This window comes from Alkalihalobacterium sp. APHAB7, from assembly GCF_048323755.1.
Lineage (GTDB): Bacteria > Bacillota > Bacilli > Bacillales > Bacillaceae_F > Alkalihalobacterium.
This window is the reverse complement of the sequence record NZ_JBLWFS010000007.1, coordinates 79,919-103,284: the sequence shown is the minus strand read 5'-3', so window position 1 is coordinate 103,284 and position 23,366 is coordinate 79,919. Positions and strand designations below refer to the sequence as shown.

General features: G+C 37.3%; 27 protein-coding genes. 5 read left to right on the top strand and 22 right to left on the bottom strand.

What is annotated here, in order from left to right:
- Nucleotides 1-45 precede the first annotated feature (45 nt).
- From cysC to ACNSTQ_RS09465, 7 genes are all read right to left on the bottom strand, one after another.
- Nucleotides 46-642 carry an adenylyl-sulfate kinase gene (gene cysC / locus ACNSTQ_RS09495; RefSeq protein ID WP_418199603.1) on the bottom strand — a complete coding sequence of 199 codons (597 nt, stop codon included), beginning with the start codon at nt 640-642 and terminating at the stop codon, nt 46-48.
- Between the two features lie 81 nt (nt 643-723).
- Entirely contained in the window at nt 724-1,803 is a 1,080-nt protein-coding gene (locus ACNSTQ_RS09490; RefSeq protein WP_418199602.1) for an inorganic phosphate transporter, read from the bottom strand.
- A gap of 56 nt (nt 1,804-1,859) precedes the next feature.
- A complete protein-coding gene (sat, locus tag ACNSTQ_RS09485; protein ID WP_418199601.1) occupies nt 1,860-3,002 on the bottom strand; it encodes a sulfate adenylyltransferase in 1,143 nt (380 codons plus the stop codon).
- A gap of 55 nt (nt 3,003-3,057) precedes the next feature.
- Nucleotides 3,058-3,783: a phosphoadenylyl-sulfate reductase gene (locus tag ACNSTQ_RS09480; protein ID WP_418199600.1), complete on the bottom strand. Its 726-nt coding sequence runs from the start codon at nt 3,781-3,783 to the stop codon at nt 3,058-3,060.
- Between the two features lie 217 nt (nt 3,784-4,000).
- Complete coding sequence (locus ACNSTQ_RS09475; RefSeq protein WP_418199599.1) at nt 4,001-4,150, bottom strand: YezD family protein; 150 nt, start codon at nt 4,148-4,150, stop codon at nt 4,001-4,003.
- 170 nt (nt 4,151-4,320) lie between these two features.
- Nucleotides 4,321-5,085: a DUF4097 family beta strand repeat-containing protein gene (locus ACNSTQ_RS09470; protein WP_418199598.1), complete on the bottom strand. Its 765-nt coding sequence runs from the start codon at nt 5,083-5,085 to the stop codon at nt 4,321-4,323.
- Between the two features lie 75 nt (nt 5,086-5,160).
- Entirely contained in the window at nt 5,161-5,412 is a 252-nt protein-coding gene (locus ACNSTQ_RS09465; protein WP_418199597.1) for a hypothetical protein, read from the bottom strand.
- Nucleotides 5,413-5,629: 217 nt separating this feature from the next.
- Here ACNSTQ_RS09465 and cbpB point away from each other — a divergent pair, with 217 nt between their 5' ends.
- A complete protein-coding gene (gene cbpB / locus ACNSTQ_RS09460) occupies nt 5,630-6,067 on the top strand; it encodes a cyclic-di-AMP-binding protein CbpB (protein WP_418199596.1) in 438 nt (145 codons plus the stop codon).
- Between the two features lie 98 nt (nt 6,068-6,165).
- A complete protein-coding gene (namA, locus tag ACNSTQ_RS09455) occupies nt 6,166-7,182 on the top strand; it encodes an NADPH dehydrogenase NamA (protein WP_418199595.1) in 1,017 nt (338 codons plus the stop codon).
- A 149-nt stretch (nt 7,183-7,331) separates the two neighbouring features.
- Here namA and ACNSTQ_RS09450 read toward each other — a convergent pair whose 3' ends face one another.
- The gene (locus ACNSTQ_RS09450) at nt 7,332-7,763 is read right to left on the bottom strand and encodes an SRPBCC family protein (RefSeq protein WP_418199594.1); all 432 of its coding nucleotides are present in this window, start codon (nt 7,761-7,763) and stop codon (nt 7,332-7,334) included.
- 83 nt (nt 7,764-7,846) lie between these two features.
- Between ACNSTQ_RS09450 and ACNSTQ_RS09445 the strand changes: the two genes are divergently transcribed.
- Nucleotides 7,847-9,091, top strand: coding sequence for a DUF4236 domain-containing protein (locus tag ACNSTQ_RS09445; protein ID WP_418199593.1), 1,245 nt, complete (start codon nt 7,847-7,849; stop codon nt 9,089-9,091).
- Between the two features lie 5 nt (nt 9,092-9,096).
- Complete coding sequence (locus tag ACNSTQ_RS09440; protein WP_418199592.1) at nt 9,097-9,705, top strand: lysostaphin resistance A-like protein; 609 nt, start codon at nt 9,097-9,099, stop codon at nt 9,703-9,705.
- Nucleotides 9,706-9,767: 62 nt separating this feature from the next.
- On the opposite strand, the gene ACNSTQ_RS09435 is transcribed toward ACNSTQ_RS09440, so the two are convergent.
- The 9 genes from ACNSTQ_RS09435 to mce form a co-directional block, all read right to left on the bottom strand.
- On the bottom strand, nt 9,768-10,205 hold the full coding sequence (locus ACNSTQ_RS09435) for a YaaR family protein (protein ID WP_418199591.1): 438 nt from the start codon (nt 10,203-10,205) through the stop codon (nt 9,768-9,770).
- Nucleotides 10,206-10,321: 116 nt separating this feature from the next.
- The gene (locus ACNSTQ_RS09430) at nt 10,322-11,737 is read right to left on the bottom strand and encodes a flagellin (protein ID WP_418199590.1); all 1,416 of its coding nucleotides are present in this window, start codon (nt 11,735-11,737) and stop codon (nt 10,322-10,324) included.
- Between the two features lie 21 nt (nt 11,738-11,758).
- Nucleotides 11,759-12,181 carry a flagellar export chaperone FliS gene (gene fliS, locus ACNSTQ_RS09425; protein WP_418199589.1) on the bottom strand — a complete coding sequence of 141 codons (423 nt, stop codon included), beginning with the start codon at nt 12,179-12,181 and terminating at the stop codon, nt 11,759-11,761.
- Between the two features lie 56 nt (nt 12,182-12,237).
- Nucleotides 12,238-12,537 (bottom strand): EscU/YscU/HrcU family type III secretion system export apparatus switch protein, encoded by a 300-nt coding sequence (locus ACNSTQ_RS09420; RefSeq protein ID WP_418199588.1) that lies wholly within the window; start codon nt 12,535-12,537, stop codon nt 12,238-12,240.
- Entirely contained in the window at nt 12,534-15,344 is a 2,811-nt protein-coding gene (locus tag ACNSTQ_RS09415) for a hypothetical protein (protein WP_418199587.1), read from the bottom strand. Before ACNSTQ_RS09415 ends, ACNSTQ_RS09420 begins: the two co-directional genes overlap by 4 nt.
- A gap of 144 nt (nt 15,345-15,488) precedes the next feature.
- Nucleotides 15,489-16,727: a DNA polymerase IV gene (locus ACNSTQ_RS09410; protein ID WP_418199586.1), complete on the bottom strand. Its 1,239-nt coding sequence runs from the start codon at nt 16,725-16,727 to the stop codon at nt 15,489-15,491.
- A 147-nt stretch (nt 16,728-16,874) separates the two neighbouring features.
- Nucleotides 16,875-17,381 carry a MarR family transcriptional regulator gene (locus ACNSTQ_RS09405; protein ID WP_418199689.1) on the bottom strand — a complete coding sequence of 169 codons (507 nt, stop codon included), beginning with the start codon at nt 17,379-17,381 and terminating at the stop codon, nt 16,875-16,877.
- 132 nt (nt 17,382-17,513) lie between these two features.
- Nucleotides 17,514-18,635 carry a tripeptidase T gene (locus ACNSTQ_RS09400; RefSeq protein ID WP_418199585.1) on the bottom strand — a complete coding sequence of 374 codons (1,122 nt, stop codon included), beginning with the start codon at nt 18,633-18,635 and terminating at the stop codon, nt 17,514-17,516.
- A gap of 92 nt (nt 18,636-18,727) precedes the next feature.
- On the bottom strand, nt 18,728-19,153 hold the full coding sequence (gene mce, locus ACNSTQ_RS09395; RefSeq protein WP_418199584.1) for a methylmalonyl-CoA epimerase: 426 nt from the start codon (nt 19,151-19,153) through the stop codon (nt 18,728-18,730).
- A gap of 215 nt (nt 19,154-19,368) precedes the next feature.
- Here mce and prli42 point away from each other — a divergent pair, with 215 nt between their 5' ends.
- Entirely contained in the window at nt 19,369-19,461 is a 93-nt protein-coding gene (gene prli42, locus ACNSTQ_RS09390; RefSeq protein WP_418199583.1) for a stressosome-associated protein Prli42, read from the top strand.
- 53 nt (nt 19,462-19,514) lie between these two features.
- Here the strand turns inward: prli42 and ACNSTQ_RS09385 are convergent, their stop codons facing one another.
- The 5 genes from ACNSTQ_RS09385 to ACNSTQ_RS09365 all read right to left on the bottom strand — a co-directional run bounded on the left by ACNSTQ_RS09385 (nt 19,515) and on the right by ACNSTQ_RS09365 (nt 23,327).
- Complete coding sequence (locus ACNSTQ_RS09385) at nt 19,515-20,024, bottom strand: L,D-transpeptidase (RefSeq protein WP_418199582.1); 510 nt, start codon at nt 20,022-20,024, stop codon at nt 19,515-19,517.
- Between the two features lie 59 nt (nt 20,025-20,083).
- Nucleotides 20,084-21,049, bottom strand: a complete 966-nt coding sequence (locus tag ACNSTQ_RS09380) for an aromatic acid exporter family protein (protein ID WP_418199581.1) — start codon at nt 21,047-21,049, stop codon at nt 20,084-20,086.
- Between the two features lie 105 nt (nt 21,050-21,154).
- Complete coding sequence (locus ACNSTQ_RS09375) at nt 21,155-21,877, bottom strand: amino acid ABC transporter ATP-binding protein (RefSeq protein ID WP_418199580.1); 723 nt, start codon at nt 21,875-21,877, stop codon at nt 21,155-21,157.
- Entirely contained in the window at nt 21,870-22,529 is a 660-nt protein-coding gene (locus ACNSTQ_RS09370; RefSeq protein WP_418199579.1) for an amino acid ABC transporter permease, read from the bottom strand. The genes ACNSTQ_RS09375 and ACNSTQ_RS09370 overlap by 8 nt, the downstream gene beginning before the upstream one ends.
- Before the next feature lie 45 nt (nt 22,530-22,574).
- Nucleotides 22,575-23,327 carry a transporter substrate-binding domain-containing protein gene (locus ACNSTQ_RS09365; RefSeq protein ID WP_418199578.1) on the bottom strand — a complete coding sequence of 251 codons (753 nt, stop codon included), beginning with the start codon at nt 23,325-23,327 and terminating at the stop codon, nt 22,575-22,577.
- Nucleotides 23,328-23,366: the final 39 nt, after the last annotated feature.

Below are 23,366 nucleotides of genomic sequence, written 5' to 3'. Positions count from 1 at the left end.
GCACTACAGTAAGATATAAACTGCAGTGCTTCTAAATTATTTTACTTATTGTATTATCCCGTTTTCTTCTAAGTATTGTACGACACGGTTAGCTGCTGCTTCAATTGATAATATATCTGTTTCTATTGTTAATTCTGGTGAAATTGGCTCTTCATATGGCGAGCTAATTCCGGTAAAATCAGGGATTTCACCAGCCCTTGCTTTCTTGTATAACCCTTTTGGATCTCTTTCCTCACATTTTTCAAGAGAACATTTCACGTAAACTTCAATAAATTCTCCAGATTCAACTAAACCTCTTACATTATCTCGGTCTTCTCGAAACGGAGAAATAAAAGCGGTGCTTGTAATCACTCCCGCGTCTACAAACAATTTTGATACCTCACCGATACGACGTATATTTTCTTTTCGACCCTCATCACTGAAGCCTAGACCTTTATTCAAGCCATGACGAATGTTATCACCGTCTAAAACATAACTATTGATGTTACGTTCAAAAAGCAAATGATCTACTGCATTAGCTAAAGTTGATTTTCCTGATCCAGACAAACCAGTAAACCATAATATGACACTTTTATGTTTGTTCTTCCCTTGTCTCTCTTCTTTGCCAATTGTTGATTGGTGCCAGACGATATTTTTACTCATTTCTCCACCCCTTAATTAACATTTATTCACATTGGAATACTATGTTTTGTTTGTATACTAAGTTCAAGAAAACTAACTTTACTAAATCCCGCCACCGTGATCATGGAAAGCTCGTTTTTCTTTTTTTACGGCTCTCGCTAAGCTAATCGATCCAACTGTAGCAACGAAAACACTGACAATAACTACCACTGTATAAAAATCGGCTTGTAAAAAGATGAGAATTAAACCGTAACTCATTACTAATGAGAAAACAGGAGATACAACCCATACCTTTACAATTTTTTTAATAATCCCTTTTTGCCATAATTGGAAGCCGTTTTCTGCTGTACCAATCCCAACAATAGCTGAAGTGGTGACCTGAGTTAACGGAACAGGTAAACCAAATATAGACGCAATAATTACTAAGGTCCCACCTGTAGTTGAAACTGCTGTTCCTTGCATTAGTGATAACTTTGTAATACGCTTTCCGTTCGTTTCAAGAACACGACCACCTAGTAAAATCGCACCTAACCCCACAAATAAACCACCAATAATAACTGCTGTATTAATGTCAATAAGACCCGCACCAACAAGTGGCCCTACAGCATTTGCTACATTGTTCATCCCGGCAGCATACGCTTCGAAGCAACCCGAAAAAATTAATAAAAAGACGAGAACTTTTTTCCATTTCCCCTTCCCAGTAAGACTAGGGTATTTTTTCTCTAATTTCGTTATTACTTTTCCAGCTATAAAAGCTAACACAAAAGCGACAATTGGTACAATCACCCAAAAAGATACGATAACTATTAACTTATCAAAGTATAATGATTGAAAAGCTATACCTGCTCCGACAATTGCTCCAACGACAACCTCACTAGTTGAAAGAGGAATTCCCATTAGATTAGCAATAAATAACGTTAAGCACGCTGATCCTAAAATTATAATAACTAATTGAACGTCAATGATAGAAGAGGGAATAATTCCCCCACCAATCGTTTTTACAACTTCACCACCGGCTAAAGCGCCAATAAATGCACTAACCGCTACTAGTATCATCGCGACTCTCTTTTTAGGAATTGCACCACTACCATATGCCGGCCCCATCGCTGCAGCGGTTCCACTAGCACCAATATTCATAGCAAAAAATAAAGCAATAATATAGGCAATTGAAATTAAAAGCATCTTTCAATCACCACATCAGCGCGATGATGAACTATTCCCATAGCGTTCTCTACTCCTTATGCATGAACCTTGCTCATGCCCCGTATTAATACTTCTACAACCTCTTTACGACTAAATTCAGGTGGAGGGGTTTGACCATTACTTAGCATTTCACGCACCTTTGTTCCTGACAAAATAACATGATGTTCTTTTCCGTGTGGGCATGTTTTCGCACTCGCCATATTGCCGCAAGCTTTGCAATAGAAGCTATGCTCAAAGAATAATGGTGTAATCCCAAGTTCTTCCAGTTGAAAGTTTTTGAAAATTAATTGCGCATCGTACGTTCCGTAGTAATCGCCTACTCCAGCATGATCACGGCCTACAATAAAGTGGGTGCAACCATAATTTCTACGGACGATGGCATGGAAGACAGCTTCTCTTGGTCCTGCGTAACGCATCGCAGCAGGAAATACCCCTAAAAACACACGGTTTTCTGGATAGTAATTTTTTAATAAGACTTGATAGCTTTCCATTCGAACGTCAGCCGGAATGTCATCAGACTTTGTTTCCCCTACAAGAGGATTTAAGAATAAGCCGTCGACGATTTCTAATGCCGACTTTTGAATATATTCATGCGCTCGGTGAACCGGGTTTCTTGTTTGAAATCCAACGACCGTTGCCCAGCCCTTTTCCTCAAATGTTTTTCTCGTTTCAGTAGGATCCAAATAAAACTCTTTAAACCTTTCACGCTCAATTCGTTTGACAAGTGTAATTGGTCCCGCAACATATACGTTTGGTCGAGAAAATAATTTAGCGACACCTGGATGGGCTTTATCACTTGTTCTATAAACATTTACAGCTTCATCGTCTTTATTAGGTTCAAATAACTCAGCTACTTCGATGACACCATAAACTGACCCATCTTTAGTAAGCTTTACTTGTTCACCAATAACAAGTTGTTCACTTTTTTCTTTTGAAACCGGTAAAGTAATGGGGATACTCCAAACCGTTCCATCTGCTAATCTCATTTGATCTACAACAGATTGATAGTCTGCTTGGTCCATAAAACCTGTTAACGGACTAAACGCCCCGTTAGCAATTAACTCCAAATCAGATAAAGCAAAATCGTCCAACTCTATTTCTTGTTTAATTTTGGATATATCATATGACTCATTAATTAAATTTATAAGTTTACCACCATGTGCCTCAATTGTTGTCATCCATTACTCTCTCCTTTTTTCATTAAATTGGTTGCTATCACTTTATTTCTTTGACTTACTTATCACTGTTACCAGGAAGGTGTAGACCACATTCCGTCTTTGCTGAATTTGCCCATCGTCCACTTCGCGGATCCATTCCTTCAGCTACTTGTGAGGTACAATGAAAACAACCAATACTAGGATAGTTGTTATCATGGAGCTCATTGTATGAAAGATTGTTGAGTTTGATATACATCCAAACCTCTTCTTCTTTCCAATGGATCAGCGGACAAATTTTTATTGAATGAAATCGACGGTCAATATTTACGTATTGTGTATTACGTCTCGTCGGTGATTGTTCTCTTCGCAAGCCTGAAATCCAAGCGGTGTACTTGGAAATCTCTTTTTCTAGCGGTTCTAGCTTCCGTAATTGACAGCAACGATCTGGATCTTTTTCCCACAATTTATCCCCATGTTCATTTGCTTGCTGCTCAACTGTTATTGCCGGTTGTATGATTTGAATATTCAGTTGCGGATATTTGTTTTTCACTTTTTCAACTAACTCATACGTTTCTTTAAAATGAAAATTGGTATCAAGAAACAGGATCGTCGCATTCGGTTTCACCTTACTAATTAAATCAACTAACACGACTCCTTCAGCCCCGAAACTACAGGAGTACACTAACTCATCCCCATAGGTTTCATAAGCCCATTTTAAAACATCTACTGTATCTTTTTCCTTTAATACAATTTCGTTTAGATGCTCTAGTTGTTGTTCAGACACGGTTTGAAAAGTAACCATCCATCACTTCTCCCCTCTTGTTTATTTCTTTATTTAACTCTTAATTATTTACTGTTTGATTAACTAAAAGGCTCTTTTCTTAAAAATTGTTGCTCTTGCTATTGGACCGTAAGCAACAAAGTATACGTACACAATCAATTAAAAAGAGACGGCACTCAGCACGGAAAACCGTTACTGAATGCCGCCTCTAGTTTTTCTAGTCAGCGAACGTTAGACCTTATTTTAAACGAACTTTTTCATTTTTTTCAATTTGAATGACTTTTTCATCTTGTACGACAATCGTAATTGAGCCGTATTTTAAATCGTTGAGGAGCAGTTTTATTTTCTCAAAAACTCGCTCTAGGTCCTGGTCGTTTCTTGTCCCCACCGGCTCTGCCTCCCTCGTTTTAATCCCGTGTATTTTTATAAGATTTATATGTTTAATTGAATTATATCCATCATCTAACAGTGTGTCAACCAACTTTTTTGAAAATAGGCCTACAAAAAAAGTCAGCACCCTCAACATGAAAGGTACTGACATATTTATAAAGCAAACGATTATTGAGTAATCGTGCCTGATACATTTGTAATTTCCACTTTACCACTACGATTTTCTAAAATACTTACGTCACCATTAACTTGATCGATATAAATGGATCCAGACCCACTTCGTACTTGAAGGTTTCCTGTTATTTCTTCAACATTTATTTCACCTGATCCACTTATTAACTTAAGATCACCTGTATGGTTCACAATCGCAACGGCACCAGAATTGTTATTTATTGAAATATCCCCGTCGTTATTCATAAGATTAATGGCACCGGTACCATCCGTAATCGTTATATTCCCATTTGTATTCTCAATCTCGATCTTTCCAGCCCCTTGATTTATAACTAAAGAATTAGACAATTCTCTTATTCCTAAGTTTCCACCATCATGATCCATTATCACCTCAAGATCACGAGGAACGTAAGCTTTAATATGAATGCGCGCCTCAATTGGAGATTGATTTCCACGATAAATGTTCGTTATTAATTGTGCTTCATCTTCCACTTGTTCCAATGAAACACTCATATTATCAACTTGAAATTGTTCTGTAAGATCCGCTTCTTCACCTCTGGAAGCAAAAGTAGCAATCACTTTTATATCCGTACGGTCTTCACCGTAAATTTCAATTTCCCCTTCATCTAAATCCATGACAAACCTTTGTACTTCTGTTGCATCTATTGAGTATTCTTGCTCATTTTGAATCATCGTTAAATTACAACCAACTAAAATGAGTAGTGGAAATAATACTACTAGAGATAAGCCGAGTTTCTTCATTTAAAGTAAACCTTCTTTCACATTATCATATCGGCTTTACGATACCATATCAATTAAAATGTGTACAGTGAAAACTTAGCGTCTTTTGACTAGCTCTGAAAAGTTGATCACTTCAGCTGGTTTCTTTTCCATCACAATAAACTCCGTGCGAAAACCTTCTTTTTTTCTTTTAAAAAATGTTTCTTTAGTAATAGGTCTAGGTGCAGACCAAGTTAATGACCTTATATTTTCCCACGAGTCGTGAGTAATAATTTCTTGTTTATAGTAATAACAATTCCCTGAGGAGTATTGTTTACAAATGTACTTAACCGTTTGTTTCGTATGCATCTACTTTCAACTCACTTTTTAACTTTTCATCTAGTTTCACCAGCTTTACTTATTTTCAAACTTACACTTAATTATCATCAGTCAACCCTTAGGTGACATATAATGATTGTGGAAGCGTTTTCTATGATCTTGACAAAATATTCTGTTCCTCATAGTATTAAATAGTGCACAATTACTTCGTATTTACAATTTTTATAGAGAAGAAGTGATGCTGATCATGCTACAAAAGTTAAAAGATAGTAATATCATGGATAATGAAATCAAAGAGTTAATGATATCTGCTGACAAAGTTGCTCACGTTCAATTAGGAAACCCTCTAGAGCATGCCCTTCTTGTTCTTATTAAATCAGGTTATTCTGCTATTCCAGTTCTAGACTCAAGCTATAAACTGCACGGTCAAATTAGTAAGGCTCTCATTTTAGACTCTATAATAGGACTTGAACGATTTGAATTAGAGCGGCTGAACGAGCAACGTGTAGAAGATGTGATGGAAGAAAAAATTCCTTGGATTAATAAAAGTTCTACTTTCTCAAGGGCATTGGCAATGTCTATTAATCATCCATTTATTTGTATTCTAGATGACGATCGTTCCTTTATTGGCATTTTAACTCGAAGGTCCATATTGGCTTTGATTAATCGTTATTTGCAAAAGTAATGAATATAAACTGATCTGCTCTACGCTGATCAGTTTATTTTTATTTCAAAAGAGTGTTAGAATAATGATTGTTATGTTATTAGAAAGGGGTTATTTCTTTGGAAACCGCATTATTTTCTCCAGTTACAATAAAAAACGTTACACTACATAATAGAATTGTCATGTCTCCTATGTGCATGTATACTGCCAATTCAGATGGAAAGGTAAAGCCATTTCACATCACTCATTATGGGAGCAGATCCATTGGCGGAGTCGGCTTAGTTATGATTGAAGCGACCTCAGTTACCCCTGAAGGACGTATATCCAATCAAGACCTTGGGATTTGGACGGATGAACAAGTTGATGGCTTGCGTAATCTCGTAAAAGAAATTCATCGCTATAATTCAAAAGCAGCTATTCAACTAGCTCATGCTGGACGTAAGGCAATGGCTGAAGGAGATGCAATTGCTCCAAGTGCAATTTCTTTTAATGAAAAATTGAAAATACCAACCGAGATGGACGAAAAAATGATTAATGATACAATAGAGAATTTTAAGCAAGGTGCCATAAGAGCCAAAGAAGCAGGATTTGATGTAATTGAAATTCACGGGGCTCACGGTTATCTTATTAACCAATTTCTATCACCTTTATCGAACAAGCGCACTGATGATTTTGGTGGAGCTATTGAAAATCGATATCGCTTTCTGGAAAAAATCATTAATGCTATAAACACGGTATGGGATGGGCCATTATTTGTAAGATTATCAGCAAATGAATATGTTGCCGGGGGAAATGACATAAATGATTTCATTTATTTTTCAAAACGAATGAAAGAGCAAGGTGTTGATCTCGTTGATGTGAGTAGTGGCGGGGTTGTAGTCGCACCTATTCAAGCCTACCCAGGTTACCAAGTTACTTACGCCGAACAGATTCGAACAGAAGCCAACATTAAAACAGGGGCTGTCGGTCTAATAACATCTGGCATTCAAGGAGAAGAAATCCTACAAAATCATCGTGCGGATCTCATTTTTGTCGGGAGAGAGTTATTACGTAATCCATATTGGGTTCTACAAGCCGCAAAAGAGTTAAATGTTAAAATACCTACACCAAAGCAATATGATCGTGTTTGGTTTTAAAGCATTTTTAATATAAATCTAGTTCTTAGATCGTGGTCAAAACCCGTGTGAAAGAGAGGCTTTCCGCTCACACTTTATTGAATACGGGCAGCGAAGCAAGCACAAGAATTAAAATGCCACGGGGATTTCTTTCCCGTGGCATTTTTTAATTAGCTAGTAAATTTCTCTACTAATACTTTTTTCCTTCCAGCAAACATTTGCCTTAGGACAAGTGTAACTAATAAATCTGGGATTGATGCTTGATAGTTCACAATGTCCGTCATCTTTGTTCGATTTCCATCAAACTCAAACTGATGCCTATGTTCCCACTCCATAAAAGGAAAAGGTAGCTTTATTCCTTTATCAATAAAATACTCTTCCTCTTTCACTTCAAGAATTTTGGCCGTCCATTTCTTTTTAACTACACCGAAATTTAGTTCCATTTCAATATGGTTCCCCTCAATCGTGCTCGGATCAGAGTGAAGCTTAATTTTAGGAAACGATGTGATAACAGTCAAATTTTCAGCACTCTTAAAAAAGTCCCAAACCTCACTAAGTGGTGCATCAATAGTTGTTTCGTAATTAAATGTTCCTCTCCCCACACCTACCACCCCCATTGGATACTTTATCCTTATTTTAAATTTATAGTACAATTAATGTAAACCATTACGACTGGAGGATTACAATGAGCTTTCGCTTTCAAAAACGAGTTCGAGTTGCACCAGGAGTGCGACTAAATATTAGCAAACGAGGGATAAGTTCCTCAATTGGTCCAAGAGGGGCAAGTCTTACTGTTGGCAAGCGCGGGCTATACGGAAATGTAGGAATACCCGGAAGCGGCCTCTCCTACCGTACACGTATTGATCGACGCAGCGGTCAGCGCTTATTTAATGTTACTGATAAAAATCGAACCTATGAAAACGTACCATTATCCTTTAATACACAGGACAATACCGTTCAATTTGTAACAGACAAAGGAGAACCATTACCGGTAACAGCAGAAAGAAAGCTTAAGAAAGAATTTTCCACACAAATTGAACAAATGTACCTGGAAAAAGAACAAGAAATTAATGCTCAAACCGAGAGACTTTTACAGCTACATCATCAAGTCTTTAAGGCTTTTTCCATTCAAGAATTGCAAAATCTTATGGAACGAAATCTTTCTTTTGAAGAAAAGGAACCCAATGAAAGTGAAATAATTGACCAACTAAAGGAAGGAAGAAAAAAACAGCTGAACTTCCTTGACCGCTTAGTCCTTCTTTTCCCTTCTAAAAGAAGAGAATTTGAAAGTCGTATGCAAGAAAAAGCTGACCAGATGTTTCAAGAACAGTTAGAAGAATATAACGAGCAAAAACAGTTAGTAATCGAGGAAAAACAGAAACGGGAAAACCTCCTTGCGTCTGTTTTAAAACAAGACGTACAAGCAACAGAAGATTGGCTTGCTCTACACTTAGAAGAATTAGACTTTCCATTAGAAACAAATGTCGATTTTAAAATGCTGAGTGAAAGCACGATCTATTTCGATGTCGACCTACCAGAACTTGAAGAAGTGCCTTTGGAGAAAGCGACAATTATGAAGTCTGGTAGGCTTAAGATTCAAGAAAAATCCCAGCGCGAGACGCGAGAACATTATGCAGTGATGGTTGGTGGCACAGCCCTTTATTTATGTTCATTCGCCTTTGCCTTTGTGCCCACATGTGAAAGAGTCGTTATCTCTGGATATACACAACGGTTAAATGAAGCAACAGGACATAAAGACGATACTTACATATACAGTTTAGTAGTGGAGCGAGATCGCTTTTATTCATTAAACATGGCTGGCCTCCACCCTATGTCAGCCTTTGAAAACTTTGAGCATCGGTTAAATGCAACGAAGACGTTTATTTTTAAAGAAATCAATCCATTCACTCCAGAAGAGTTTATAGAGTAATCGCTATGAATAATCATCTTACACAATTAACAGCCGGGCTCCTACTTGCCCACCTGCTCTTATGGGCAAGTTTCTATTGGCAACCTGTTTCATTTTGGATCATTTTCTCGTTTGCTTTATTTATTTTAATTGGTTTTTCAATCGGCTTTGGATCTATAAACAGTCGTAAGATTATTTTTGGACAACTTTTGTTAGCAATAGGAAGTGGAGTTGGACTCTATGCTTTATTTGCCTTTGGTAAGTTCCTAATTGAATGGCTCAATTTACCGCTTCTGAAACAACTGAATGCACTCTATTCACTGGTACAACCGATCGAATGGTGGCACTTTCTTATGCTGTTTGTAATCGTCATTCCTGGTGAAGAACTGTTCTGGCGCGGCTTTGTTTTTCAAAAGTTACGTTTTTGGATAAAACCTGTCCCTGCTATCTTCATCTCAACGGTTTTATACGGTGCTGCACATATTTACGCCGGAACCCTTCTATTATTGTTAGCGGCACTAGTCGCAGGACCTGTTTGGGCGTATCTTTACTACCGAACGAAAAACATTACCATCCCGATTTTATCTCATACTATATTTAACTTATTATTATTAGTGCTTTTTCCACTGTTGTAAAAAAACATCCCATGCTTCTTTCAAGCTTGGGATGTTGCTATAAGTAAGACCGTTTATCACTCTTAGGCATAAATATTAACAATTAAACCTTTAATTTCACCGACCATATCGAGAATATCAAGACCTCTTTTTTGTTTATCTAACACCGCATTCGTTAAGTCTAATAACTTGCGATCGACCTCTTGGACAATCTTATAGACTTTTGTACGGCCGCGGCGGTTAAAACCACGCTTTTCTTCGAGACGAAGCCCTAGCGAAACGGCATCTTCCATAAACTCTTTAATAAGTGCTTTATATTTTCGTAGTTCATCAACCGTTCGGGTTTCGGCTAATACTTTTCCTTGGTCATCAATTTTTTGCATCAATTGATTGATTCGTTCATACGCTTGTTCATCCCGCTGCTTCCCCATCACTTCTGCAAATGAAACCGAAGCCGTCGGTCCTTGTGCTTTTTGCTCGACTCGATTTAAATTCGCTCTGCCAATACGTTGAACATCCATACTTTAACCGCCTCTACTTAAAATTCTTCTCTCATTTTATCACACTGTTGAAATAGGTATAAGACCAAGTTAAATGAAGACTTGACCAAATTTGGCCAAGTCTCCAGAAGTAACCATTATTGAAGTAATTGAAGAACACCTTGAGGTAACTGGTTCGCTTGCGCAAGCATCGCAGTTGCCGATTGATTCAGAATATTGTTCTTCGTGAATTCAGTCATTTCAAGTGCCATATCAGCATCACGGATACGCGATTCCGCAGCTGTTAAGTTTTCATGCGTGACTTGTAAGTTGTTTATCGTGTGCTCCATGCGGTTTTGCGTAGCACCAAGTTTAGCACGAGCTTCGGAAATCTTGTTAATTGCTTGGTCTAAAGCGTGGATTGCACTACTTGCTCCTTTATGTGTAGAAACGTCAATCGTCTCAATACCTAGAGTAACTACATCCATACGCGGAATATCAATCATTACTTGCTGATTTGTGTTTGGCCCGATTTGAAATGCTAGGGAATTGTTAGTGATGGAAAATTTGGTAGTACCCTCAGCAATTTCGTTATTTATGTTAAATTCTATACCACCATGTCTCATTACACCATTAACACTCGTATATGTTTGTGCTGCGGTTAATACTTTGCCAGTCTCAACCGTCTCCCCTGTATGAATAGTTAATTGAGCTCGTTGCTCAATTGAGATTTTAACTGTACCTGCACCAATGATATTTTGGGTATCAATGATTATTCCACCAATTTTAACTTCTCCTCCACTATCACCGACATCGACAGAAAGAGTTTCTAATGGTAAGCCATCAGGACCAATCACTTGAATTTGAGCATTTTGATCAGTAGAGTTAAAATTACGAATGTTTATCGTATACTCACCGAATGGCTGTGGATAAAAACTACTAGTATCGTCATCTAATTTAACTGACTCACTACCAACAGTGTTAACATTTAAATTTGTAATTCCTGCGTTCTCTTGTTTTACAGTTAATACTGGTATTGGATCAGAAACTTCAACATGATAAGTACCAGATTCTAGCCGAGCATCTAATACTTTAGGTATCTGAGCTAAATTTGCACCGTTATCATCAGTTGTATTAATTGATGTTAACACCGCACTCGAGCCATCTAATAGTTTACGAGTATTGAACTCTGTCTTATCAGATATACTATCAATCTCTAATTTCAACTGATCGATCTCTTTTTGGATTTGCTCACGATCATACTCTGTGTTCGTATCATTTGCCGCTTGTACCGCTAATTCGCGCATACGTTGTAGCATTGTGTGTACTTCTTGCATTGCTCCTTCAGAAGTCTGCATTAAAGAGATACCGTCTAATGCGTTACGCTCAGCTTGTTTAAGACCACGGATCTGAGAGCGCATTTTTTCAGAAATCGCTAACCCCGCAGCATCGTCAGCTGCTCGATTAATGCGAAGACCTGAAGAAAGCTTTTCCAAGTTTTTTGATGTATTAAATTGATTTTGGTACAGGTTACGGTAAGCATTTAGAGCTTGAATATTATTATTAATTTTCATGTAGGTTGGACTCCTCTTTTATTATTCGTAGATTGATGTTTGCTCATAAGCATTCGCTTTTTGTTTGATCACTTTCGGCTGTATATCTGTATTTTTCTTCATCGCTTGATTCCAAGCAGTCATAATCTCACTTAAAAGATTTAGAACCTCTTTTACTAACTCTACATTTTTTGTATAGTTAGCTTGAACTAATAGATCCGCCATATAGCTATAAATACTTTCTAGTTGATCAGCTACAATTCCGGCTTCGTAATTAATTCCAGCGCCAAGGCGGTGAATGATATCACTGGCTTTTTGTAAATGTTCATTAGCATTAGTGAACTCTTTATTGTCTATTTCTTCAATGGCTAGCTCTAAATTGTTATAGCATGCTTCATAAAGTAAAGCTGTAATTTCTTGTGGAGATTTTTTATGAAGTGCTTCGTTCGTCAAAATTTGCGTCAAGGTTACACCCCACTCCTATATTTCTACTTTTTTTATCGACAAAATCATTTGATTGTTTAATACTTTTTCTCCATTTGTTCTATTAAAAGCAAAATTTCTGCCATAACCGAATACAGTTGCGGTGGAATGTTCTCACCTAAATCCATATCTAATAGATTTTCCACAAGCAGAGGATCTTCTTGCATATGAATATTATTTTTTTTTGCTAGACTAATAATTTGATTGGCGACATCACCTTTTCCTTGCGCTACCACTTTAGGTCCCCCGCCGTCTTCCTTATCATATTGAATGACCGCAGCTGTTGGACCGTTTGTTACACGACGCTGTTTATGATTAAAGTGTTTAGAAATCATCATATCTTATAATCAAAGCCTTTCTCTGTAAAAATCGGTTGTTGAGATTTGTTTTGAACCTCAGTTTCCTCTATTGTTGAGTTTTCTTTTTCAGTGTTAGTAGCTAGTTTTGTATACTTTATTCCATTAACGTAATAACCAATCTCTTTTATATTATCAACGCATTGGTCAACAAGTGGTTCCATTTTCGTTTCGAACATCGGTTGATTATTTTTAAGTGTTACAGATAAGTTTCGATCGACAACTGAAACCATAATCCCTACTTCACCTAATTTCGGCGTATCGATTAAGAAGTATAAATTACAATTTTCCCAGTCTACTTGTTGCCCTTCATTTCTTGAATTCACAAAGACTTGTAGATTTTCAACTTGTTCTTCTAGTAAAAACGGCAAGTTAAAAAACATACTTTGAAGGTTTCCTTGGTCCGATTTACTAAGCAGCTGTTGACCTGTTATGTTATTCACTGCTTGATTCGCTTGTTGTCCAAGGCGACTGTTTTCTTCTTCTCCTCGCATTAACGTCATTAATGCTGCTTTTAAGTTTCTTTGATTAGCCTCTTGTTGTGATTGTTCCCTAGAATTAGCTAACATCATCCCTAATTCACTATCGCGATTTAATCCTAATCCGCGAACCATTTCAAACGCTTGACGAGCCGAAGCCTCTTGCCCATAGTTTGGCTTTATCCCTTCATTCATTTGACTCATAACGTGCTGGGTTGGTGTTCTAGACTCTAGTACCTGTCTTTCATTACTAATGTAATGCATCACTTTTGTTTCAGAAGGCTTAAACTGAAGACGCTCAACAACACCTTTTACTTCTTGAACAATACGATTAGCTTCTTGGTATTGCCCTTTTGATAGAAGTTTTTTCGCTTCGGCTAATTGACTGCTCGCCTGCATGAGCCTTTTTTCCGTCTTCATATCTGTTAATAACATCATTTCACTTTTTAAGATGGCATTATCCAATTTTTTAATCGTTGTTTCAAGCAGTGGTTTTACTTGGTGTTGTGCTTGATTTTTAAATTGATCCATTAATCGATTAGCCACATCTAGGTTTCTCGTAATCTCTCGTTGAAGGTTTTTAAAATCAGCTGCAGCTTGTGCTAACTTCTCAGTAATTGTAGTTACTGCTATATCCTTACTATTTAATTGAACACTGGTCTGGAACTGTTCATTATTTATATATTGATTCGACTCAACCGGTTGCCTGTTAGCTTCTGATAGTTGAGTTTGCTCTTTGGTTATCGCTTGCTGCTCTAGTTGATTTATGGCTTGCATCAACTGCTGTCTCGCAGCCATTTCTCTTCCTTGATTCGATAACTGTTTACTTTCATCTGTTGCTTTTGTTAACTTATCAATCATTTGCACATCACTGTTTGAATTTTGATTGATTTGCAGCTTCACTTGCTCAACTGCCCGATCAAAATTGGCTTCTTTTTGCAGAAGCTGTTGCATTTGACGTAACGCCTCGCTTAAACGTTGCTCATTTGATTGCCCTTGGATGTTTATATTAGCCGTTTGACTTGGTTGATTGGTTCCTGCTGTTTCCGTTCGTACTGTTGCTTTTTCCGCAGTAACTAAAGCTTGTGACAACCGTTCTTTTGAAACATTCTCGATTTGTTGTGACTGAGTAATTGCTCTTTCAACCTGCTGCTGAGTATTTCGATCAAATGTCTGATTATAAAGGTGATTTCGAAGTTGGTCTACACTTCTGTGAACATTTTGATCACGGCTAAGTTGATCCCTGACTTCACGGATTGCATCGCGTGCACGGGAGTTTTCTTCAGATTTCGGTTGGTTACTTAATTGCTTTTCAATCGCTTGTAACGATTGAACCATCCGGTCTTGACTTACTTGTACAAGTTGTCTGGCTTCTCGACTAGCTCTTTCAACACCTTGCACTACTTCTCTATTCAGTCCATGATTATTCACCACTTGCTGACGCACGTGCTCGATCGCCCGTTGCACATTCGGCTCGCGTTGGAACTGTTCTCGTACTTGACGGAGCTGCTCACTTGCTCGTTGGTCTTGTTGCGGACGTTGCTCGACGCTCCTAGCATTTTCAGCAACTGGCTGACGGCTAGAATTTCCTTCTACTCGATTATTTTCTACAGTCGCTCTTGTACTTGCTTCAGTCCGCTGTTGTTGTTCAAATCGACGCACAGCTTCACTTACTTGACGTTCTATGTTTTGTCTTGATTGCTCGTTTTCCGTATTTCCTCTTGTCCCGGAATTGATTTCTTGACCAATATTAGATAGTACTTGGTTTAAAGGACGACCGTGTAATGCCTCATGAACCGCACGAACTTGTGCTGGCGTCACTTCTAATCTTTTATTTGCCATTGCTTGGATCGTTTGTTGTCGCTGTTCTACTGTTCCTTGATTGGAGTTAAAATATCGCTGCAACTCTTGAACCGCTTCTCGCGTTAACGGAACACCTTTATCTAGTAAAGTTTGCGCTGCTTGACGCAACTCAGGTGTAGGAGATTGAGAACCCCCTAGATTGCGTAGGACACGCTGAATATCTTTTGAATCGCCTTGTTGTACCGTTGAACCGCTTCGTTCTTCTCCTATCGAACGAACAACCGGAATGTCTTGGCGATTTTCATTTACTTGTATAGTTACTCGATCTGTTGATGGTTGAGCCCCTTCAAATCTTGTATGAACTTCACGACCTCTTATTTGTAAAATAGCTTCATTGTTTGGTAATCGTTCTTTAACAGTTGCTCGATAAACTTCGCCTTCACGCAAGTTTATCGTACGATCTGATGTCTGTTGTGTAGCATTTGTCGGTTGATTCGTTATTTGCATCCTTTTTCACTCCCGTACATTATCTCTATCGTTAATATCGGTCTAACCTATAAAAAGGTTTATGAACAATTTTTGGAGAGTTTTCATTTCCTTTTAACTGAATACAAAAAAGACCTAGTTTTCATAAGAAAAGCTAGATCCTTCTCAGTTTAAAAAATCTTTATCTAAACTCGTACCTCTTGTCTTTTGATCTCGTAATTGTTCACTCCGCTGTTCACCTAACTGCCCACCCTTAAGTAGTGAATGTTGACCATATTTCGTACGAATATCATCAACTGTTTTTGATAGCTTCCACTTTTTCTCATCTTCTTTATAAGAAAACAAGTCTAATTGTTTATAGGCTTCTGACTGTTCAACTAAATCGATTGCTGTAATGCCTAATAACCGTATTGGCTCACCACTCCAATACTTATTCCAGAGAAACAGAGCCGCTTCTAAAATATCATCATTCGTTTGTATAGGACTCGTTAGCTTTCGACTTCTAGTAATTGTTTTTCGATCATGATAGCGTATTGTAATTTGAATGTTTTCTGAACACACCTTTTTTGTTCTTAACCTGCGACCTACTTCATGTGCTAGATTAGTAAACACAGTTTTAATTTTATTAACATTTCTCGTGTCGGCAGGTAATGTGACTGAATTTCCAACACTTTTGAATTCTGAAACCGAATCAGGATCAACTGAACGTGTATCGATGCCATTGGCTCGTTCAATTAATTTCTCACCGTAAATTCCTAACCGTTTTTTTAATAAAGTTGGATCGAAGTTGGCTAAATCACCTATCGTATGTAGTCCAAGTTTATTTAATTTATTTGCTGTCTTTTCACCAATCCCATACATTTCTATTAAAGGGAGCGGCCAAAGCTTCGTAGCAATATCTCGCCTTCTTAAGACTGTAATACCTAAGGGCTTTTTCATATCACTGGCCATTTTAGCAAGAAACTTATTCGGCGCTATTCCAATGCTGCAAGGTAAAGATAAGTGCTCTAAAAGATACGTTTGAATTTCAGTCGCTTTCCGAAGTGGTTCATCACCTTCATAATGAGACATATCCATAAAGCCTTCATCAATGGAAACCGGTTCAACTAAAGGCGTGTATTCCCGTAGTACATCGAACATTCGCAAAGAGGCAGAGCGGTATTTTGTGAAGTCAGGCTGTCTAATGATTAAGTTCGGGCATAAGCGCTTTGCTTGCCAAACAGGCATCGTTGCTTTTACACCCCTTGCTCTTGCTTCATAACTGCAAGTGACCACAATTCCCCGACGTTCCTCTTCATTTCCTGCAACTGCTAAAGGCTTACCTCGTAAACTCGGGTCATTAGCAGATTCCACTGAAGCATAAAACGAGTTCATATCGATATGAAATATCACTTTTCTTTTCATTATCATCACCTACAACCATTATAAAACAAAATATTAGATGGGACTTATTTAAAAGCCGTACGATTGTAAAGAACTAAAGAAGCTTCAACTATCACTCCATTGGAACCTAAAAAGATGCGAGCTATTAGTTAACTCACACCTTCTGTATTACTTATTATCATTATCTGCTTCATTTAAACTACTCGTTTTATCCACCCATTGTATAAATTCCTGTCCATAATAATGCTTACAAAAATCTTTTACAAAGTGTAACGACTCTTCAAGCCTTTGTTTTTGTTCATCGTTTTCGTTTGCATAATTAGCTAAAAATTCAGAGAAACGGTAGGAAAATTCGGAAGTTGCTTCTCTCTTCTTCTCACCATCTGGCGTCAACATTACATACGAGATTCGAAGGTCATTTTCGTCTTTAATGGTATGAACAAGCCCTTTTGCTTTTAAACGTTTAATCACTTGCATAACTGTCGATAAATCCCATAAACCTACTTTGGCAATATATGACATTGAAACTTTTTTCCCAAAATAAATAATCCAGAGCATATGTTGCTCTGACTGTGTAATGCCGACTTCTTGCGCTGACTTTTGCCAGTCTTCTTCAACAACTTTATACGTTGCACGGAAATAATTTAACATTTGATGGATATCATTATATTCCATATTAATCAACCCTTTCTCCCAGGCCCATAATATAAGTATTTATCTATATTTTACTTTTATTCACTAACTTTACTAATATAGTGTACCAAAAAAACCAAAAAGAGCCCAAACATTTGGACTCTATCGGGAGTTTTATTTATTTGTAACGGTTTTTACAATCGAAACAACCGCTTCTGCAAGCTTAATTAGTTCCGAAATAGGCATGCGTTCATTTTTCGTATGTATCTCTTCATACCCCACTGCAAGGTTTACCGTTGGAATTCCAAAGCCAGCAATGATATTGGCATCACTGCCACCGCCGCTTTTTAGTAACCGTGGTGTACGATCGATAGAAGTCATCGCCTGTTTAGCAACCTCAACTACTTCATCACCATCGCCTAGTTTAAAGCCAGGGTACATAACATCTACATCAACATCTGCTGTCGTATCAAACTCTTTTGCAGTCTCTTCAAAAGCGGCTTTCATTGTTGCCACTTGCTTTTCCATTTTTTCTGGAAGCAGGGAACGAGCTTCAGCTAAAATGGCTACATAATCACAAACAATATTCGTTTGTGTGCCACCTTCAAAACGGCCAATATTTGCTGTTGTCTCTTCATCAATTCGTCCTAGTGGCATTTTTGAAATGGCCCTAGCAGCTACCGTAATAGCTGAAATCCCTTTTTCAGGTGCTACACCAGCATGAGCTGTTTTTCCGTGAACTACAACATTTACTTTTGCTTGTGTTGGAGCTGCAACGATAATATCACCAACTGGTCCATCACTGTCTAATGCAAAACCGAACTTTGCTTTTACTAAAGAAGGATCGAGTGCTTTAGCTCCTACTAACCCTGATTCTTCACCAACTGTAATGATAAATTGGATCGTGCCGTGGTCTAAGTTCTGCTCTTTTAATACTTTGATTGCTTCAAGCATTACAGCAATTCCGGCTTTATCATCAGCACCTAAAATAGTCGTTCCGTCCGTTACTACATATCCATCTTTAATAGAAGGTTTTATCCCAACACCAGGAACAACAGTATCCATATGAGAAGTAAAATAAATTGGGTCTACTCCCTCTTTTGTACCAGGTAAAGTACAGATTAAATTGCCTGCACCATGTCCTGTTTGTTCTGTCGTATCATCTTCAAATACTTCAACACCAAGGTCCTCAAACTTTTTCTTCAAAACAGGTGCAATCAATTGTTCATGTTTCGTTTCTGAGTCAATTTGAACGAGCTCTAAAAACTCATCCAAAACACGTTGTTCATTTATCATTTATCTGCCTCCATCTATCGGTTTTTCACTTTAAATGGTACATGATTTTCCCGAACATTTCACCTTTTGTGAGGTTCTATAGAAGAGAAAAATTATTCTGATTTATTTTTTTCGCAAAACTCATAGAGGATTCCGCCTGATGACTTTGGATGAATAAAGGCAACTTGAGCTCCACCCGCTCCTTTTACCGGTTCATTGTTTATCATTTGGATCCCTTTTTCTTTAATTTCATTAATACGGTCTTGAATACCTTCAACACCTAATGCGATATGGTGAATACCTTCTCCTTTTTTAGCAATGAATTTTGCTATTGGACTTTGCTCATGTAAAGGCTCTAGTAATTCAATTTTGGATTCACCAATCTTCAGAAAAGCTACTTTAACTCCTTGAGAAGCTACTTCTTCAATGGCTAGTAGTTGAAGGTTTAATTGTTCTGTGTAAAAAGGCAGTGCATTTTCAATTGATTGAACAGCAATTCCAATATGATCGATTTTTTTAGGTGCATTCGAATTTTCCATAACTATCCACTCCTAGTTCATTTTGATCTTTATCTATATAATAAAACACAATGTAGAATCTTCTCTATCATTCTCATTTTTCCTCTTTTTTTGTCATTGTCAATCAATGATTTTAATGGGAAATTCATGAGTTATAGGAATAAAAAAGAACCTTGTTCAAACGTCTATAACAAGGTACAATAACTATAGTATGTCTTTCTAGGAGGTCATTTCTTATGCCACGTAAATTTCAAAAATTAGTTATCTATGTGATGATTGTAACATTAGTAGTAGGTAGTTTACTTACAGGAGCCGCTTTGTGGCTCTAGGTGATATGAAGAGGCGTACTCATCTAACTAATGAGAATGCCTCTTCTTTTTCTTTATTCAATCGCTCCTGCTTTTCTAGCAAGTTCTTCAAAACTCTCAGTCGTATTTACAATTAGGATTTTTGTTCCTAATGGGATTTCAGCATATAACTTTTCTACATTTGTATTTTCCATTCTTACACAACCTGCTGTCACATAATGCCCTATTGATTGGGGAGCATTGGTCCCATGTACACCGTATATTCGTCCGTCCGTTTCTAGAGCGTCAAAGCCGATCCATCTCGTTCCTAGTGGATTTTCTTTTGCCCCGCCCTCAATATCTTTTTTTCGATAATAAGGGTTTGGCGCCTTAACGACAATCATAAACTCACCTTCAGGGGTTAAATCGAGTTCCTTTCCAGTTGCTACAGAATATACGTCTTGAATGGCACCATCATGAATATACGCTAGTTGATTATATTGTTTATTAACGATAAGGTACGGATCACCAATCAATGGATTTTCACCAAGTGGCCAAATAGGAGAAGCGACTAACAACAGCGATAAGAAAAGTATTTTCAGCATAAGACCGCCTCCAGAATATGCTCTTTTCCTTATCTTGACTAACCATCCTGTTTTTATTCCTATTTCTCTGTGTTTAATGTCTGTTTTCTCAATGATTCCTTAATTAATAAATATTTTTCTAGTTCATGCATGACATAATACAGTGATGATCGAATTTCAAATTCTTGACGTGTTTGCGGTAATTCCATTCGCTCGAATTCTTGTCGCATTTTAGCCAGCTCGTCTAAAAAATAACTAGCTGTATTTACCGGCCCCACTGCTTGACTTAACCCTTCTAAAAACTTCGATATTTTAATTCCTTGAATAACGGTATCATCTAAAGAAGAAATAAACGGCATAATTCTTTCAATGATTTCAAATTGTTTTTCTCGCATTTTAAAGTAATGATAATATTGATCTTCATACCGTAATAGATGATTTTCAATATTTCGTATGGCAATATCTTTAGCATCTTGAATGAGCTCGTATGTTTCCGTCAATTCTTTGCCATCCCATAAATTACCGCTATTCCCTAAATAGTTTGAGAACTCATTTAAGATGATTTTAAAATTATCCTCAATTCTCTTTTGATACTTATGTAAATCTCGGTCTACACTCGGCATATATAAATTCATTAATAATGCTACACCTATACCAATGATGATAATATATAATTCGTTTAGAAAAATAGCTACTGAAACCGTGCCTAGAGTATAAATATGTAAGATGATGACACAACTCGTTACTATACCTTCTTTTACTTTCAGTTTAACGGATAGAGGTATAAAGACTAATAATAAAATCATTAGAGAAATAGGATGGTATCCTACCCATTCGAATAGGATAAAAGCTAACACTAACCCTAATAAGCACCCGACAAATCGTTGCCAGGATAATGAAACCGAGCTCCTTCGCGTAACGGAAATACATAAAATCGTAAGGATAGCTGCTGATGCAAAAAAATCTAATTCAAGCCATTGAGCGATAGCAATAGCAATTCCTGCTCCAACGGCTGTTTTTAATGTTCGATAACCTATTGTAAACATGTAGTTCTCCTATCGGATAGAATAGAAAAAAGATGGCCTAGAGACCATCTTTTATTATACGGTAATTTATTTAATTTATCAGCTTCTCGAAAAGTCAAACTTCGTTTATAACACCTTTTGAAGAAAATCACGAGCCCGTTCTGTTTTCGGTTGACTGAAAAATTCACTAGGAGGAGCATCTTCTAACAGTTGTCCATGATCCAAGAAAATTACTCGATCAGCCACTTCTCTAGCGAAGCCCATTTCGTGTGTAACAATAGCCATTGTCATACCCGTTTGTGTTAATGATTTCATAACTTCTAATACTTCTTTTACCATTTCAGGGTCAAGTGCAGAAGTCGGTTCATCAAATAACATTACTTCAGGGTCCATAGCTAACGCACGAGCAATTGCAACACGTTGCTTTTGTCCACCAGAAAGGCGACTAGGATACTCATCTTTCTTTTCAAATAAACCGACTTTTTTTAGAAGTCCTTCTGCCTTAGCGACAGCTTCGGGTTTCTCCATTTTTTTAACCGACATCGGTGCGTAAGTTAAGTTTTCCAACACCGTCATATGCGGGAATAAATGAAAGTGTTGAAATACCATACCGATTTGTTGCCTAACTTTTAATATATCAACTTTAGGGTTCGTTAATTCCGTATCATTAAACCAAACCTCGCCAGAAGTCGGTTGTTCTAGCATGTTTAAGCATCTTAGAAACGTTGACTTACCAGATCCAGAAGGGCCGATAATCGCAACGACTTCTCCTTTATTTATTGAAGTTGAAATATTTTTTAATACTTCAAGCTTTCCAAATGATTTGTATAAATTTTTTACATTAATCACTGCGTTTCAATCTCCTCTCTAGCAACTTTCCAAGAAGAGTTAATGCCATTACTAATACATAATAGATAACACCAGCAATCAGTAACGGCTCAAAATAGGCGAACGTATTCGAAGCCACAACTTGCGACCTTCTTAAAATATCCATAACACCTATAACCGATACGATCGCAGACTCTTTTGTTAGAGTAATAAATTCGTTAAATAATGCAGGTAAAATATTTCTAAACGCCTGTGGTAATATAATTTTTAGCATCATTTGATTGTAAGGAATACCTAGTGCTTCTGCAGCTTCCTTTTGTCCCTTATCAACCGCTTGAATACCAGCACGAATGATTTCTGATATGTAGGCAGCTGAGTTTAAACCAAATGTTAAAACACCTGCTTCATAGGCAGAAATATTATAATCAATTAACTGAGGTGTCGCAAAGTAGATAATAGATAATTGCAAAATAAGCGGTGTACCACGAAAAATTGATGTATATATATCAGATAAAATAATTAATACCTTAACCTTTCCAATCTTAAGTACAGCAAGGAATGTCCCTAATATTAAACCAATAATTAAAGACACACTTACAAACTTTAACGTGACCCATATCCCTCCCATGATAAAAGGGATAGAGGGCACGATTTGGTTAAAATCCAAATTCATGCCCGTATCTCATTCCTCTCTCGTATATTTCTATCTAGTTAATAATTATTCGTCAAACCATTTTAAAATTAATTCTTCTAACTTTCCATTCTCTTTCATTTCGTTAAGAACTTCATTAAATGGATCTAAAAGTTCGCTACCTTTTGGAAATGCAATAGCTGAACCAGCCTCTTCAGTATGTGGTAACAGGAATGAAGTTAGTTCTTCATTTCTTTCTAAATATCCTTTAGCAACTGTGTCTTCAATAATAGCCGCATCGATACGTCCTGCTAAAATTTCTTGAATTAGTTCAGGAATACGATTACGTTTTTCGACTTGCAACCCGTCTAACTCAGGAGCTAACACACTTTCAGCCTCTTCTTCTTGAATAGAGCCAAGCTGAACTCCAATTGTTTTACCAGCTAAATCTTCTACAGTATCAATTTCACTATCAGCCTTTGAAACAATTAAATTATTTGCTTCATGATAGATATCTGAAAAATCCGCACGCTCTAAACGATCGGGTCTAGGAGTCATACCAGCCAAAACAAAATCAACTCGACCGCCTTCTAAAGCAGGAATAAGACCATTGAAATCCATATCTTGCACTTCAAACTCATATCCTAGTTCTTCCGTAATATAACGCGCTAAGTCTACATCAAATCCAACGATTTCACCTGTAGCTTCATCAATTGACTCGAATGGAGGGTAGTCTGCTGAAGTACCCATGACAAGTACTTGTTTGTCGTCTGATCCACACCCTACAAGTAACCCTAATGATAACAATGCTGTTACACCTAATTTCATAAACTTTTTCATCATAATCCCCCGACTTCTTTTTAAAATAATGTGTATATT

Excerpts from the sequence above, each read along its gene's own strand:
- cysC (WP_418199603.1), bottom strand. The coding sequence starts at position 642 with ATGAGTAAAAATATCGTCTGGCACCAATCAACAATTGGCAAAGAAGAG.
- ACNSTQ_RS09490 (WP_418199602.1), bottom strand. The coding sequence starts at position 1,803 with ATGCTTTTAATTTCAATTGCCTATATTATTGCTTTATTTTTTGCTATG.
- sat (WP_418199601.1), bottom strand. The coding sequence starts at position 3,002 with ATGACAACAATTGAGGCACATGGTGGTAAACTTATAAATTTAATTAAT.
- ACNSTQ_RS09480 (WP_418199600.1), bottom strand. The coding sequence starts at position 3,783 with ATGGTTACTTTTCAAACCGTGTCTGAACAACAACTAGAGCATCTAAAC.
- ACNSTQ_RS09470 (WP_418199598.1), bottom strand. The coding sequence starts at position 5,085 with ATGAAGAAACTCGGCTTATCTCTAGTAGTATTATTTCCACTACTCATT.
- ACNSTQ_RS09465 (WP_418199597.1), bottom strand. The coding sequence starts at position 5,412 with ATGCATACGAAACAAACGGTTAAGTACATTTGTAAACAATACTCCTCA.
- cbpB (WP_418199596.1), top strand. The coding sequence starts at position 5,630 with ATGCTACAAAAGTTAAAAGATAGTAATATCATGGATAATGAAATCAAA.
- ACNSTQ_RS09445 (WP_418199593.1), top strand. The coding sequence starts at position 7,847 with ATGAGCTTTCGCTTTCAAAAACGAGTTCGAGTTGCACCAGGAGTGCGA.
- ACNSTQ_RS09440 (WP_418199592.1), top strand. The coding sequence starts at position 9,097 with ATGAATAATCATCTTACACAATTAACAGCCGGGCTCCTACTTGCCCAC.
- ACNSTQ_RS09435 (WP_418199591.1), bottom strand. The coding sequence starts at position 10,205 with ATGGATGTTCAACGTATTGGCAGAGCGAATTTAAATCGAGTCGAGCAA.
- ACNSTQ_RS09430 (WP_418199590.1), bottom strand. The coding sequence starts at position 11,737 with ATGAAAATTAATAATAATATTCAAGCTCTAAATGCTTACCGTAACCTG.
- ACNSTQ_RS09420 (WP_418199588.1), bottom strand. The coding sequence starts at position 12,537 with ATGATGATTTCTAAACACTTTAATCATAAACAGCGTCGTGTAACAAAC.
- ACNSTQ_RS09415 (WP_418199587.1), bottom strand. The coding sequence starts at position 15,344 with ATGCAAATAACGAATCAACCGACAAATGCTACACAACAGACATCAGAT.
- ACNSTQ_RS09410 (WP_418199586.1), bottom strand. The coding sequence starts at position 16,727 with ATGAAAAGAAAAGTGATATTTCATATCGATATGAACTCGTTTTATGCT.
- ACNSTQ_RS09405 (WP_418199689.1), bottom strand. The coding sequence starts at position 17,381 with ATGGAATATAATGATATCCATCAAATGTTAAATTATTTCCGTGCAACG.
- ACNSTQ_RS09400 (WP_418199585.1), bottom strand. The coding sequence starts at position 18,635 with ATGATAAATGAACAACGTGTTTTGGATGAGTTTTTAGAGCTCGTTCAA.
- mce (WP_418199584.1), bottom strand. The coding sequence starts at position 19,153 with ATGGAAAATTCGAATGCACCTAAAAAAATCGATCATATTGGAATTGCT.
- prli42 (WP_418199583.1), top strand. The coding sequence starts at position 19,369 with ATGCCACGTAAATTTCAAAAATTAGTTATCTATGTGATGATTGTAACA.
- ACNSTQ_RS09385 (WP_418199582.1), bottom strand. The coding sequence starts at position 20,024 with ATGCTGAAAATACTTTTCTTATCGCTGTTGTTAGTCGCTTCTCCTATT.
- ACNSTQ_RS09380 (WP_418199581.1), bottom strand. The coding sequence starts at position 21,049 with ATGTTTACAATAGGTTATCGAACATTAAAAACAGCCGTTGGAGCAGGA.
- ACNSTQ_RS09370 (WP_418199579.1), bottom strand. The coding sequence starts at position 22,529 with ATGAATTTGGATTTTAACCAAATCGTGCCCTCTATCCCTTTTATCATG.
- ACNSTQ_RS09365 (WP_418199578.1), bottom strand. The coding sequence starts at position 23,327 with ATGAAAAAGTTTATGAAATTAGGTGTAACAGCATTGTTATCATTAGGG.